This window comes from Pseudomonas bijieensis (assembly GCF_013347965.1).
Lineage (GTDB): Bacteria > Pseudomonadota > Gammaproteobacteria > Pseudomonadales > Pseudomonadaceae > Aquipseudomonas > Aquipseudomonas bijieensis.
In genome coordinates this window covers 2,706,691-2,720,372 of the sequence record NZ_CP048810.1, presented here as the reverse complement: position 1 = coordinate 2,720,372, position 13,682 = coordinate 2,706,691, and the positions used below count along the sequence as shown (strand labels likewise).

Genomic DNA, 13,682 nt, shown 5'->3' with positions numbered 1-13,682 from the left:
CTGATTGGCCATAGCTGCTAGTGTCCCAAGAGCTCCGCCTCTGCAAGCGACACAGAAGCGGCCCGGATACGCTCAGGTAAAGAGGACAAAAACAATGCAGCCTGATTTCTGGAATGACAAACGCCCGGCCGGCGTGCCCCTGGATGTTGACCTTGGGGGCTACAAGTCGGTGGTCGAGGTGTTCGAGCGTTCCTGCAAGAAATTCGCCGACCGTCCGGCGTTCAGCAACATGGGGGTAACCCTCACGTATGCCGAGCTCGAACGCTACAGCGCGGCCTTCGCCGGTTACCTGCAAGCCCATACCGACCTGGCACCGGGCGATCGTATCGCGGTACAGATGCCCAACATCCTGCAATACCCGATCGCCGTGTTCGGTGCCTTGCGCGCCGGGCTGATCGTGGTCAATACCAACCCGCTGTACACCGCGCGGGAAATGCGTCATCAGTTCAAGGACTCCGGTGCTCGCGCGCTGGTGTACCTGAACATGTTCGGGCAGAAGGTCCAGGAGGTGCTGCCCGATACGGACCTGCAGTACCTGATCGAAGCGAAGATGGGCGACCTGATGCCCGGCGCCAAGGGCTGGTTGGTCAACACGATGGTGAGCAAGGTCAAGAAAATGGTCCCGGCCTATTCGCTGCCTCAGGCCATTTCCTTCAAGAGCGCCTTGCGCCTGGGACGCGGCCAGGGCATCAAGCCACTGAAAGTCGGTCTTGATGATATTGCAGTGCTGCAATACACCGGCGGCACCACCGGGTTGGCCAAGGGCGCGATGCTGACCCACGGCAACCTGGTGGCCAACATGCAACAGGCGCGGGCTTGCCTGGGGCAGCTCGGCGATGACGGTCATCCACTGCTGCGCGAAGGCCAGGAAGTCATGATCGCGCCGCTGCCGCTTTATCATATCTATGCGTTCACGGCGAACTGCATGTGCATGATGGTGACCGGCAACCACAACGTGCTGATCACCAATCCACGGGACATCGGCGGCTTCATCAAGGAACTGAAGAACTGGCGTTTCTCGTTGCTGCTGGGGCTCAACACGCTGTTCGTGGCGCTGATGGATCATCCGGATTTCAAAACCCTGGATTTTTCCCACCTCAAGGTCACCAACTCTGGCGGCACTGCGCTGATCAAGGCCACCGCCGAGCGCTGGGAGCAGATCACCGGCTGCGGCATTACCGAAGGTTATGGCCTGACCGAAACCTCGCCGGTAGCCTGTGCCAATCCCTATGGCGGCAAGTCTCGGCTAGGTACCGTGGGAATGCCGGTGCCAGGCACGCTGATGAAAGTGATCGACGACGCAGGTGTCGAACAGCCCCTGGGCGAGCGCGGCGAGCTGTGTATCAAGGGCCCGCAGATCATGAAAGGCTACTGGAACAAGCCCGAGGCCACGGCCGAAGTGCTGGACAGTGAGGGCTGGTTCAAGTCAGGCGATATCGCGGTGATCGACCCGGACGGTTTCGTGCGCATCGTCGACCGCAAGAAGGACATGATCATCGTCTCGGGTTTCAATGTGTACCCCAACGAGATCGAAGACGTGGTGATGGCCCACCCCAAGGTGGCCAACTGTGCGGTGATCGGTGTGCCGGACGAGCGCTCGGGGGGAGGCGGTAAAACTGTTCGTGGTGGCGCGCGAAAGCGGGGTCAGCCTTGAAGAGCTCAAGGCCTACTGCAAGGAGAATTTCACCGGCTACAAGATTCCCAAGCACATCGTGTTGCGAGAGTCGCTGCCGATGACGCCGGTGGGCAAGATTCTGCGGCGGGAGTTGCGGGATATCGCCTGACGCCAGAGAGGTCCCGTAGAAGACCCTGTGGGAGCGAGCCTGCTCGCGATTGCGGTATATCAGTGACAGAGATGTTGACTGGTACACCGCAATCGCGAGCAGGCTCGCTCCCACAGCTGTTTGTGTATTCGGAGCGATTTAGTGAGTTTTGGAATTTTTACTCTAAAAGTGACCATTGCACATTCTTGAGTCATGTTTATGACCGTTAGGCCCACTTTTGGCTCTAGGCGACCCTTGGCAAAGCTGCTACTCTCGGCGCGCTTTTGTGACTTCTCGGCCTTGATTCAAGCCAGATTCACCAATAAACACACCAATAATAATCGCATCAAATGCGGTGAGAATTCGCGTTGCTGAGGAGTGGGCTTCCATGATCGAAGACTTTTGGAAGGATAAGTACCCAGCTGGGATTGCTGCCGACATCAATCCAGATGAGTATCCGAATATTCAGGCGGTGTTGAAGCAGTCCTGCCAACGCTTTGCCGACAAGCCGGCATTCAGCAACCTCGGCAAGACGATCACCTACGGTGAACTCTACGAGTTGTCCGGGGCCTTTGCCGCATACCTGCAACAGCATACCGATTTACAGCCGGGCGATCGAATCGCTGTGCAACTGCCCAACGTTCTCCAGTATCCGGTGGCCGTGTTCGGTGCTATTCGCGCCGGGCTGATCGTGGTCAATACCAACCCGCTGTACACCGCGCGGGAAATGGAACACCAGTTCAACGACTCCGGGGCCAAGGCGCTGGTGTGCCTGGCGAACATGGCGCACCTGGCCGAGACTGTGGTGCCCAAGACGGGCGTCAAGCACGTCATCGTCACCGAAGTCGCCGACCTGCTGCCGCCGCTCAAGCGCCTGTTGATCAACAGCGTGATCAAGTACGTCAAGAAGATGGTCCCGGCCTACCACTTGCCCAAGGCCGTCAAGTTCAACGACGTGCTGAGCAAAGGTCATGGCCAACCCGTGAACGAAGCCAACCCCACCAGCGACGATGTGGCTGTGCTGCAATACACCGGCGGCACCACCGGCGTGGCCAAGGGCGCGATGCTCAGCCACCGCAACCTGGTGGCGAACATGTTGCAGTGCAAGGCGCTGATGGGCTCCAACCTCAATGAAGGTTGCGAAGTGCTGATCACGCCGCTGCCGCTGTACCACATCTATGCCTTCACCTTTCATTGCATGGCGATGATGCTGATCGGCAACCACAACATCCTGATCAGCAACCCGCGCGACCTTTCGGCGATGGTCAAGGAGTTGTCGAAGTGGAAGTTCAGCGGTTTCGTCGGCCTCAATACGCTGTTCGTCGCCCTGTGCAACAACGAAGCCTTCCGCAAGCTGGACTTCTCGGCACTGAAAGTCACCCTGTCCGGCGGCATGGCCCTGCAACTGGCAGCGGCTGAACGTTGGAAAGCGGTGACCGGCTGCCCGATCTGCGAAGGCTATGGCATGACCGAAACCAGCCCGGTGGCTACCGTCAACCCGATCCAGAACATCCAGGTCGGCACCATCGGCATTCCGGTGCCGTCGACGCTGTGCAAGGTGATCAATGACGCGGGCGTCGAACAGCCATTGGGCGAAATCGGCGAATTGTGTGTGAAAGGTCCGCAGGTCATGAAGGGCTACTGGCAGCGCCAGGAAGCCACCGACGAGATCCTCGACAGCGAAGGCTGGCTCAAGACCGGCGATATCGCGGTGATCCAGCCAGACGGCTACATGCGCATCGTCGATCGCAAGAAAGACATGATCCTGATCTCCGGCTTCAACGTGTACCCCAATGAGCTGGAAGATGTGTTGGCAACCCTGCCGGGCGTGCTGCAATGCGCGGCCATCGGCATCCCGGACGAGAAGTCCGGCGAGGCGATCAAGATCTTCATCGTCGCACGGCCGGGTGTCACGTTGACCAAGGAGCAGGTGATGGAACACATGCGCGCCAACGTCACCGGCTACAAGGTGCCCAAGGCCGTGGAGTTCCGCGACGCGTTGCCGACCACCAACGTGGGCAAGATCCTGCGGCGCGAATTGCGTGACGAAGAGCTCAGGAAGCTGGGGCTGAAGAAGTAAGACCGTTGCCAATGAAAAGCCCGGTTCTTGGCGGCAATGCCAGTCAACTTGACTGACTGGCATTGCCGCTAATAACCGGGCTTTTTACATTCCCGCCGGTGAACGAAGTGGCGGGTCAGCTCCTTCCTTCACGGCACCTGGAACACTTGCGTTCAGGCTGGCCAGATCTTGGCTCGGGCCGGCTGGCTGTCGAGAGGGAATTTATAGTCCTTGGTGTCCGAGGCCTCGATTTTAAAGTGCTTCAATGCAGCGGCGACCCATACTGCAGAGAGGTCGTGATTGGCATATTTCTCTTTGCTGCAGTAGGTAGTGCGGGTCGATTTCTGCAGAAACGACTGGTATCCCTTAGGCATTTCAATACTCCTTTCAGATAGAGTTTCAAATAGGGGTCAGAGCACACGACTGACGTTACTTGGCGACCAGCGCATTTCCGTGTCCTGGCCACGGTACGACGCCACCTTCACGCGCCGATCTCCAAAGGCGCGCAGGTCCCAATTCGGCTGGTAAGACAGGCACAAAATGTAGGGGTAGCGCAGGTCCCACAGGTTGATATCGAGATTGGGCACGAAGGGGCGCAACACGGCTTCCTTCTCCTGGGCCGCGCCGCCACTGTCCCATTGCAGAACCCCGCAGGTCTGGGCGTTGATCAGATAGAAGGGGTGCATGCCGTATTTTGGCCCCGCCGGCTGCGCGTACCACAGCGCCTTGGCGCCATCGCCCGCGCTATCGTCTTCCAATGTGATGCGCTCCGGGACATGGGGGTCGACGGCGATCTGCCAGGTGTTCCAATGGTGGCTGCGGAACTTCACGAAGGGGATGGCTTGCCCCTTGAAGATGTCGTTGCAAGTGAACTTCGCCGTACCGTCTTCAGTGGTATAGAGGTCGGCGTCAATCTCTAGCTCCGTGCGCAGTGTTCGTTCCGGATCGCCGAAGCCGATCACGTAGACATCCCCACCTTTGTCATGGGATGTGCCGTTGCCGTAGCCGATCAGCCCATAGCTGGCTCCGGCATAGGGGCATGGCACGCAGCGAAGGGAATCGTCGCGCCAGCGATGCAGTGTCGCCTCCGAGCCGCCGCATTTATTCTTCAGGAACGCGATGATGTGATCCGGCGGGCTATAGCGGCTTTCCCGCGGCCAGAATTGCGTCGCCAGCAGTACGATGGCGTGCTCAAGTCCCATGGACTCGACACCGGACTTGAACGTATTCCAGAACTGGTTGATGTCGGACACGGCGCTACCGATGGCGGGGGCTGCGAAATGCTCTTCCCGGCCCTGCAATGTCTTGCGATCAACCACCCGCACCTTGATCCCGGGCGTGCCGACGGCTCCGCTCGCAAGCGCTTGCCGTGTCACGTTGCCGACGTCGAGGCTGCTGTAGCGCCAGGTCGAATGGACGCTCAGCGAGCGGCCCCTATAGTGTTCCAAGGCCGTCTGTGCCGCGATGCGCCGCTGCTTGTCGGCAATGAAGGCGTAGACAGGCTTGAATTCTCGCCCGACGACTACCGGTTTTTTCCCCACCGAAGCGATCCATTGGTTCGTCTTGCCGTCATACTTTTTCGGCTTGGTGAAGATGACGTCGGAGAAGATGTCGTTGTCGCCGCCCTCAGTGGTGACCGAGGCGTCGCGGCTCTCCATGTATTGCTTGCGCTCGACCGTATCGTCGATCGAACCGTCGGCCGTGAAGAAGATGCCGTACTCGGCCTCCAGTTCGACCTTGATCTTTTCGAGTTCCGTCACTTTGGATTTCTGCACCAGGGCCTGGAAGTACAGATTGCCGCCCAGGGTGATCGAGGTCACCACGTCGGTCCCGAACAGGTCGAAGAACCGATAGAACTCATGCGCGTCCTGGGGGGTGAACGCCGTCGGCAGGCGGGCGACTTCTTCGCTGAACCTGGGCGAGAGCGCCGCGTCCGAGACCGCATCGAGTTTCGCGCCGCCGAAGATGAGGCGCAGGGTCCGCACGGCGGCCGTGTTGTCTTGGTGAGAGGTATATTTCTTTTCAAAGTTGAGGTGAAATTCGGCGGAAAATTCACCGTAGCTGGCACTCGAATTGAATTCGGCCTTTGTTGTGTGGCGATAGTCCAGAATCGATTGGAAGAACGATGAGTAATCTTCGCGTCGGGTATCCGTGTGCCGTTTGATGCCGGCGCCGGAGGTCGGGTCAAATACGCGTTCATCCGGTGCCCGGGCTGCGCTGAGGCGGTTTCGACCATAGCCGAGATCGCCGTTGAGCTTGTTGTAATCCGCGGCTTGGAGGACGCCTGGTATATCCATTTTGTTATTCATGGTTTGCTCCTGCCCAATAATGGATTGATAGATGTATGCCTTGTCTTGGCCTTATCGGGTGGAGCCAATATGAGGCGACGACGCTCATGGCGACAGGCCACGGCGGTATCAGCTCGGTATCAGTTTGGTATCAGACGCAACGATGAGAAATGAACGAGCCGCAGCGCGGGAACCGCGTTGCTGGTGCAGGGTTGTTCAAGGGCCTGTTCGAGGGTGTTGGGCAGTTCCAGTGCCCAAGCGAGACGCATAAAAAAATCCGACACCTGGTCAGGTATCGGATTTTTCTTGCAAAGCACAAAACCTGTGAGGAGGGGATTAAGCCCCTGCGCCGCTACCCGCTACAACCGAAACTGCGCAAAATCCAGGTTGGTACCACCGGGCCGCATGTCTTGCAGGTAGGAATCCTTGTCGGCACTCAGTTCCAGGCTCAGGGCTGCCTTGCGCTTGCCCTGGTTGCGCACTTCCAGGCCTTCCATCTTCTCGCGCAGGAACACGGTCGGCACCTTCAGGTGCAGCAGCTCATCGGTGGCTGGCGTGTGTAGCAACAGATGAATCCATTCGTATTGACCGATGGCCAGGCGCGCCACCGGGATATCGAACCAGAAGATGTTGCGATTGCGGTTCAATTCGCTGAAGTGGCAGTTATTGACGCCCAGTACGGCGCCGCCCAGTTCCTGGTTTCTGCGGGCGATGGCCTGCTTTTTATCGAGTTTCATAACGTTCCTACGAGATTGGAGCTTCAGGGCGCAGCCTGAATACGTGGGGCATTCTCGGGGGTGGATCGGCAAACATAAAGCGCAACCTGCATCTGACGATGAAATGCGCTGCTGAAAAAATGAAACTCCCCGCAAACGGCCTCGGTCAACCCTTATGTAATGACTTTTCGTACAGTTGTTCACAGGAGAAACATCATGGGTAGCACGAGCGATAAAGTGAAGGGCGTTGCCAACGAAGCCGTCGGCAACATCAAGCAAGGCGTCGGCAAGGCCACCGACAATGACCGCATGCGCGCCGAGGGCGTGGTCCAGGAGAAAAAAGGTGAAGCCCAGCAAACCGTGGGCAAGGCCAAGGATGCAGTCAAGAAAGGCGTTGACGAGGCATAACCGGCCTGTTGAAAAATCGATTGAAACGGCCATCTGCGGGTGGCCGTTTTCATGTCGGCTCGAACTTGCACCGGGGAAATTGTTCCAAAGTCGCCAAACAGGTTACTTTTGTCTTGGATAGCAAACCCGTGAGTCGCCAGGCGACCTTCCTTTTTTGCGGCGAAAGGAGACGCACATGATGTTCCCGGCCTTGAAAGGCTTGCCCTTGCATCGTGTGATGATGCGTACCGTGACCGAGTTTCTCGACGACGAGATGTCGACCTACGCCTCGGCATTGGCGTACCAGATGCTGTTCTCGCTGTTTCCGTTCATTCTCTTTTTGATCGCGTTGATCGGCTTCCTGCACCTGCCGGACTTCTTCTCCTGGCTGCGCCTGCAATCGGAGCTGGTGCTGCCACCCCAGGCCCTGGAGCAGGTCAACCCGGTGATCGACCAGCTCCAGCAATCCAAGGGCGGGTTGTTGTCGGTGGGTATCGTCATTGCCCTGTGGACCGCCTCGGCGGGCGTGCGGCTGATGATGAGCGCGATGAACGCCGCCTACGATGTGGTGGAAGGCCGCCCGGCCTGGAAACGCTTTCCGCTATCGATCTTCTACACGGTCGGCATCGCCGGCATGCTGCTGGCGGCTGCGGCGCTGATGGTGCTCGGGCCGCAAGTGATGGGCTGGATCGCGGCCCAGGTCGGCCTGGAGGAGTTCATCGTCACGCTCTGGACCATCGTGCGCTGGCCGGTGATCGTGATCTTGCTGATGGTGGCCGTGGCCCTGATCTATTACGTGATGCCCGACGTCAAGCAGGAGTTTCGCTTCATCACGCCGGGGTCGGTGCTGGCGGTGGTGGTGTGGATCATCGCTTCCCTGGGCTTCGCGTTTTACGTCAAGACCTTTGCCAACTACAACGCCATGTACGGCAGCATCGGCGCGATCATCGTGTTGTTGCTGTATTTCTATATTTCTGCGGCGGTGCTGTTGCTTGGCGCGGAGATGAATGCGGTGATCGAACACATGTCTAGCGAGGGCAAGAACCCGGGCGAAAAGAGCGCGGGCGAGCACGAAAAACAGCATGTGTCGGGCCTGGGCCGCGACCATTCCATTCCTCTCACCCATCCTGACGAAGCCCGACCATGATCCGTGAAATCCTGAAAATGGGCGACGAACGCCTACTGCGCATCGCCCCGCCGGTGCCTGTCGAAATGTTCGACAGCCCAGAGTTGTGGCAATTGATCGACGATATGTTCCAGACCATGGAAAGCGTCGGCGGTGTCGGCCTGGCTGCGCCGCAGATCGGCGTCGACCTGCAACTGGTGATCTTCGGCTTCGAGCACAGCGAGCGTTACCCCGACGCCGAGGCAGTGCCCCAGACCATCCTGATCAATCCGTTGATTACCCCGCTGAGTCCACTGATGGAGGAGGGCTTCGAAGGCTGCCTGTCGGTGCCTGGCTTGCGTGGGGCGGTGGATCGCTACCAGCACATTCGCTACGAAGGTTTTGATCCGAAGGGCGAGCCGATCGTGCGCACCGCTTCAGGTTTTCATGCGCGCGTGGTGCAGCATGAGTGCGATCACCTGATCGGGCGCTTGTACCCCTCGCGGATTACGGACTTCAGCAAGTTCGGGTTTACCGAGGTGATGTTTCCCGACCTGGATCCGACTGCGGACGACTGACGAAATCACCAAACACATCCCCTGTGGGAGCGAGCCTGCTCGCGATAGCGGTGTACCTGTCAGCTCATCTGCTGGATGTTAAACCGGAATCGCGAGCAGGCTCGCTCCCACAATGGATTGTATTGAATTTCAGAAGAGTACTTTTGACTCAAGCCCCATCGCAATCATCGGCTTGCTGCGCGCATACCGGCTCAGACGCTCAGCCATCGCATAGGGCAGTTCAGGGTCGAAGCTGAAACCACGTCGCTCATAAAAGCCGCGCAAATCCGGGTGGCAGAACAGCCACACCGGTCCTTCGACACCCTTCACCGCTTCAGCGATCAACCGCGCCGCAATCCCTTGTTCGCGATACGCCGGGTCGACCAACAACCCCGTCAACCAATGCCCGCCCGACACCGGTCGCAAGCACAGTGCGGCGACGATTTCATCCCGCCGCGCCACCCATAGCTGCGCTTCCCGAACCGCTTTCATCGAGGATTGGTGGGTGCGGTAAAACTTGTTCATCAGCGGCCACAGCGGCTCTTGGAGCTGTGTGTAGTGGATTTCGGACATGGCAGGGTCGAGGGCGATAAGGGGAGGGCGATTATAAAAGAACGCGAGTGCGGCGATAGGTGTATACCTGACTTCACATCCCGTATGACTGGAGTACGTATCATGGCCAAAGGCATGGATTCAAAAAAAGCGGCAAAGAAAAAACCGGCGAAGACCGCCGATGAAAAACGCGCCGACAAAAAAACCAAGAAGGTGAACCTGTTCGGTCATTGAACCGCTACCGTCTTGATTGACCTCAGGATGAGCTGGGGCGCTAACCCCAGCTCAAACGCTATGCAATGCGTCGAGGCTCAAAGCGAAGCCAGAAACATGTCCGTGGCCGAGGTTTTGTCGTCGGTGCGGCTTTCCTGGGCCTTTTCCACTTGCGCCATCGCCGACTTGTCCTGCATACGCTGGGCAATTTCCTGGCTGACCGCCATCTGCTTCTCGGGCGGCATTGCCTCGAACTCTTCCTCGGTAATGCCCATTTCTTCAAGGATGCTGTCGCGCAGGCGCTCTTCGGGCGTCTTGCTCATGTAGTCCTTGAATGCTGCTGTCGCGGAGCCGCCAAGCGCCTTGGTTTCTTCGGCCGTTGGCGAAGCCACGGTCTGCAATTGTACGCGGGTCTTGGCGAAGGCCTCGTCCACCTTGTCGCTGATGGCGGTGGCGGCGTTGACCTGTTGCGTGGCTTGTCGGGTGAAGGAGTCCCGGACCTGGGCACTGCCCTGGCTCGCCTGGGCCTGGACGTTATCGCGCAACGCCTGCAACGCGGCGCTTTGCAGGCCGCTGGCGGCTTCGGCGGTGGGGTCTTCGCCCGGGCGTTTGAGCGGCAAGACCATCGCTTGCTGTTTTGCACTGACCAACATGATGAACACCTGTGGGTAATGGCTGAGCGATGGGCAGGAGCAATTCCCGTGCCGTCGCCGCAAGGCCTCTGTGTCATGGGTTGTGCGCAGGCGGTCGGCGGGCGGGGCGGCCAACCCTTGCCGGCGGACGGCATGGATCGACCGCGTTTGTGGGTATCAGGTGCTTTCGCGGACCTTGAGCTCAAAGCCCATGTCCACCACCGGCTGCGTGATGCGGTTGCCAGCCATCAACGTCAGCATTTGTTCGGCGGCGCGGCGGCCGATGGCTTCCCGTGGGGTGCTGATGCTGCTCAGGCGCGGCACCATGTGGGCCGAGGCGGGCAGGTCGTTGAAACCCAGGACCGAGACCTGCTCGGGAATCTTGATGCCGCAGCGAAGTGCCTCGAACAAGGCGCCGTGGGCCAGGTCGTCGTTGCCGAAGAAGATCGCATCGACGTCCGGATGACTGGCCAGCAGTTGCAGGAACAGCTCGCCGCCCAGGCCCACCGAGGACGGGCGCGGCGTCAGCACTTCCAGGTCCGGGTCATACAACCCGGCGCTCTGCAGGGCGCGACGAAAGCCTTCGCCGCGCAGCAGGGTGCGCTGATCCAGTTGCGCGCCGATGTAGGCCAGGCGCTTGCGCCCTTTGGAAATCAAGTGCTCGGCCGCCGTTTCGCCGGCCTTGAGCTGGGAAAAACCGACGCAGTTGAGCCCCGCGCCAGGATCCAGCTCCATCATGTACACGCACGGGATATTGCTGGCCTCGATCATGCGTCGGGCGCTTTCGGTGCGGTCGAAACCGGTCAACAGCAAACCACGCGGCTGATAGGCCATGTAGTTGCGCAGCAGGTCTTCTTCTTCGTCCCGGGAATAGTGGTAATTGCCGATCACCACTTCGAAGCCCTTGGGTCGCAGCACCCGATGAATGGCTTCCAGGGTGTCGATGAACAACAGGTTGGACAACGACGGCACCAGCACCACCACCGAATGGCTCTGGGCCGAAGCCAGGGCTCGGGCGGCGGGGTTGACGACGTAGTTGAGCTCCACGGCGGCCTGGCGGACTTTTTCCACCAGCTCAGTGGCGACGGTGCTGACGCCACGCAGGGCACGGGAGGCGGTGATCGGGCTGACACCGGCCAGGCGTGCGACTTCGTTGAGCGTAGGGCGACCAGTGGTGCGAGTATTCTTATCGTTTTTAGGGGCGGTCATCAGGGCGGCTTGCCAAACAAAAATCAAGGCACTAAGGTAGCGCTGTCTCGACGCGTCTGCAAATGCGTGAGTGGGGTTTGCCTGAGCCCCGTCCGTTGGCGTCGTGAACGAACATGCTGCAACCACAAAAATGACAAGAAGGCGTCGGCAACTTCTGCTTTTGCTGCGGTGTCATAACTGGCAAAGGTAGCGCTGTCTGCGCGCTGAGGTGTTACATGAATAATCCCATCTCCGCCCTGGTCATCATGGGCGTTGCCGGTTGCGGCAAAACCTGCGTCAGCCAGGCCCTGTGCCAGTTGAGCGGCGCCACCGCCATCGAAGGCGACACGTTCCACCCCGCGGCCAACATCCAGAAGATGAGCGCCGGTATCCCCTTGAACGACGACGACCGTGCCGGCTGGCTCGACAGCCTCTGCGACGAGTTGCGCCGTGTCGATGCCTTGGGCGAGCGCCCGGTGCTGACCTGCTCGGCCCTCAAGCACAGTTATCGCGAGCGTCTGCGCAGCGCCTTGCCAGGCCTGGGCTTCGTATTCCTTGAATTGACCCCCGAAGTGGCCGCCGATCGCGTTTCCCATCGTCCCGGCCATTTCATGCCGTCGACCCTGATCGACAGCCAGTTTGCCACCCTTCAATCCCCTGTCGGCGAGCCCCTGACCCTGGCTCTGGATGCGTCCAGCCACAGTGTGGATGAACTGGCGCATCAGGCTTACGTCTGGTGGTTGGACCATGGTTTGAAGCTTGCCAGCTGAGTTTCAAAAGTTTGCGTCAGAAAGATAGCGCTACCCCGACGGCTAACCAATAACTGCTTCAATAACAACAACAAATCAGGAGACACCTCCCATGTTCGGCATGTCCCACGAGACGTTCCTGCTGCTCGATGCAGTGGTCACGGTGATCGGACTCATCATCCTCATCACCAAGTTCAAGTTCCACCCGTTCATTGCCCTGACCATCGCTGCCGCGTTCCTCGGCCTGACGTCGGGCATGCCGACCGGCACCATCATCAAGGCGTTCCAGGACGGCTTCGGTGGCGTGCTGGGCTTTGTCGGCATCATCCTGGCGCTGGGCACGATGCTCGGCAAAATGATGGCCGAGTCGGGCGGGGCCGATCAGATCGCCCAGACCCTGATCCGCGCCTTCGGCAAGGACAAGGTGCAGTGGGCCATGATGTTCGCCGCGTTTCTGGTGGGCATCCCACTGTTCTTCGAAATCGGCTTCGTGTTGCTGATCCCGCTGGTGTTCATCGTCGCGCGCCGCACCGGCGTGTCCATCATCAAGATCGGTATCCCGCTGCTGGCCGGTCTTTCCGCGGTCCACGGCCTGGTGCCACCGCACCCGGGGCCGCTGCTGGCGATTGGCGTGTTTGGCGCCGACATCGGCAAGACCATTCTCTATGGCCTGATCGTCGCGCTGCCAACCGCCATCATTGCCGGGCCGATCTTCGGTACGTTCATTGCCAAGCACATCCCCGGTCACCCGAATCAGGAACTGGTGGACCAACTGGCTCGCGAGACGAACTCCGCCGAGCTGCCAAGCTTCAGCATCACCCTGATCACCGTGCTGTCGCCGGTATTCCTGATGCTGCTCAAGACTTTCGCTGACGTGGCGCTGCCGGACGGCAACCTCTTCCGCGCCTGGATGGACATGATCGGCCACCCGATCTCGGCCTTGCTGCTGGCGCTGTTGTTGTCGCTGTACACCTTCGGCTACAAACAAGGCATCGGTTCCAGCCAGATGCTCAAATGGCTGGACGCCAGCCTTGCGCCGACCGCTGCGATCATCCTGATCATTGGTGCCGGTGGTGGCTTCAAGCAGATGCTGGTCACCAGCGGCGTGGGCGATGTGATCGGTCACATGGCGGTGAGTGCGCAGATTTCCCCGATCCTGCTGGCTTGGCTGGTGGCAGCGGTGATTCGTATTGCGACGGGCTCGGCGACGGTGGCGACCATTACCGGTGCCGGGATCGTGGTGCCGGTGGTGGGGATGATTCCAGGCGTGAACCGTGAGCTGCTGGTCCTGGCGACCGGTGCCGGTTCGTTGATCCTGTCTCACGTCAACGATGCGGGCTTCTGGCTGGTCAAGCAGTACTTCAACATGACCGTGGCCGAAACCTTCAAGACCTGGACCGCGATGGAAACCATCCTGTCCGTGGTGGGCTTGATCTTTATCCTGTTGCTGTCGCTGGTGGTCTAACTAACAGC

Annotated in this window: 12 protein-coding genes and 1 pseudogene; 7 read left to right on the top strand and 6 right to left on the bottom strand. The window is 59.4% G+C overall.

What is annotated here, in order from left to right:
* Positions 1–94 precede the first annotated feature (94 nt).
* Both fadD2 and fadD1 read left to right on the top strand, forming a co-directional pair.
* A pseudogene (gene fadD2, locus GN234_RS11790) lies at positions 95–1,784 on the top strand (long-chain-fatty-acid--CoA ligase FadD2).
* Positions 1,785–2,151: 367 nt separating this feature from the next.
* Positions 2,152–3,843, top strand: a complete 1,692-nt coding sequence (gene fadD1 / locus GN234_RS11785; RefSeq protein WP_109755758.1) for a long-chain-fatty-acid--CoA ligase FadD1 — start codon at positions 2,152–2,154, stop codon at positions 3,841–3,843.
* A 152-nt stretch (positions 3,844–3,995) separates the two neighbouring features.
* On the opposite strand, the gene GN234_RS11780 is transcribed toward fadD1, so the two are convergent.
* The 3 genes from GN234_RS11780 to GN234_RS11770 all read right to left on the bottom strand — a co-directional run bounded on the left by GN234_RS11780 (position 3,996) and on the right by GN234_RS11770 (position 6,847).
* Positions 3,996–4,196 carry a hypothetical protein gene (locus GN234_RS11780; RefSeq protein WP_109755759.1) on the bottom strand — a complete coding sequence of 67 codons (201 nt, stop codon included), beginning with the start codon at positions 4,194–4,196 and terminating at the stop codon, positions 3,996–3,998.
* A 36-nt stretch (positions 4,197–4,232) separates the two neighbouring features.
* Positions 4,233–6,131: an MAC/perforin domain-containing protein gene (locus tag GN234_RS11775; RefSeq protein ID WP_109755760.1), complete on the bottom strand. Its 1,899-nt coding sequence runs from the start codon at positions 6,129–6,131 to the stop codon at positions 4,233–4,235.
* Positions 6,132–6,469: 338 nt separating this feature from the next.
* Positions 6,470–6,847: a hypothetical protein gene (locus tag GN234_RS11770; RefSeq protein ID WP_030139341.1), complete on the bottom strand. Its 378-nt coding sequence runs from the start codon at positions 6,845–6,847 to the stop codon at positions 6,470–6,472.
* Positions 6,848–7,042: 195 nt separating this feature from the next.
* Between GN234_RS11770 and GN234_RS11765 the strand changes: the two genes are divergently transcribed.
* The 3 genes from GN234_RS11765 to def all read left to right on the top strand — a co-directional run bounded on the left by GN234_RS11765 (position 7,043) and on the right by def (position 8,896).
* Positions 7,043–7,234: a CsbD family protein gene (locus GN234_RS11765; RefSeq protein WP_058545733.1), complete on the top strand. Its 192-nt coding sequence runs from the start codon at positions 7,043–7,045 to the stop codon at positions 7,232–7,234.
* A 175-nt stretch (positions 7,235–7,409) separates the two neighbouring features.
* On the top strand, positions 7,410–8,360 hold the full coding sequence (locus tag GN234_RS11760) for a YihY/virulence factor BrkB family protein (protein ID WP_116831625.1): 951 nt from the start codon (positions 7,410–7,412) through the stop codon (positions 8,358–8,360).
* Positions 8,357–8,896, top strand: a complete 540-nt coding sequence (gene def / locus GN234_RS11755; protein WP_109755762.1) for a peptide deformylase — start codon at positions 8,357–8,359, stop codon at positions 8,894–8,896. The genes GN234_RS11760 and def overlap by 4 nt, the downstream gene beginning before the upstream one ends.
* A 129-nt stretch (positions 8,897–9,025) precedes the next feature.
* Here def and GN234_RS11750 read toward each other — a convergent pair whose 3' ends face one another.
* The 3 genes from GN234_RS11750 to gntR all read right to left on the bottom strand — a co-directional run bounded on the left by GN234_RS11750 (position 9,026) and on the right by gntR (position 11,481).
* On the bottom strand, positions 9,026–9,448 hold the full coding sequence (locus tag GN234_RS11750; protein ID WP_109755763.1) for a GNAT family N-acetyltransferase: 423 nt from the start codon (positions 9,446–9,448) through the stop codon (positions 9,026–9,028).
* Positions 9,449–9,738: 290 nt separating this feature from the next.
* Positions 9,739–10,293 carry a hypothetical protein gene (locus GN234_RS11745; RefSeq protein ID WP_163855061.1) on the bottom strand — a complete coding sequence of 185 codons (555 nt, stop codon included), beginning with the start codon at positions 10,291–10,293 and terminating at the stop codon, positions 9,739–9,741.
* Positions 10,294–10,449: 156 nt separating this feature from the next.
* Positions 10,450–11,481, bottom strand: a complete 1,032-nt coding sequence (gntR, locus tag GN234_RS11740; RefSeq protein ID WP_109755765.1) for an HTH-type transcriptional regulator GntR — start codon at positions 11,479–11,481, stop codon at positions 10,450–10,452.
* Positions 11,482–11,696: 215 nt separating this feature from the next.
* Here gntR and GN234_RS11735 point away from each other — a divergent pair, with 215 nt between their 5' ends.
* Together GN234_RS11735 and GN234_RS11730 are read left to right on the top strand one after the other, a co-directional pair.
* Complete coding sequence (locus GN234_RS11735) at positions 11,697–12,230, top strand: gluconokinase (protein WP_109755766.1); 534 nt, start codon at positions 11,697–11,699, stop codon at positions 12,228–12,230.
* Positions 12,231–12,321: 91 nt separating this feature from the next.
* Positions 12,322–13,674, top strand: coding sequence for a GntP family permease (locus GN234_RS11730; protein WP_109755767.1), 1,353 nt, complete (start codon positions 12,322–12,324; stop codon positions 13,672–13,674).
* Positions 13,675–13,682: the final 8 nt, after the last annotated feature.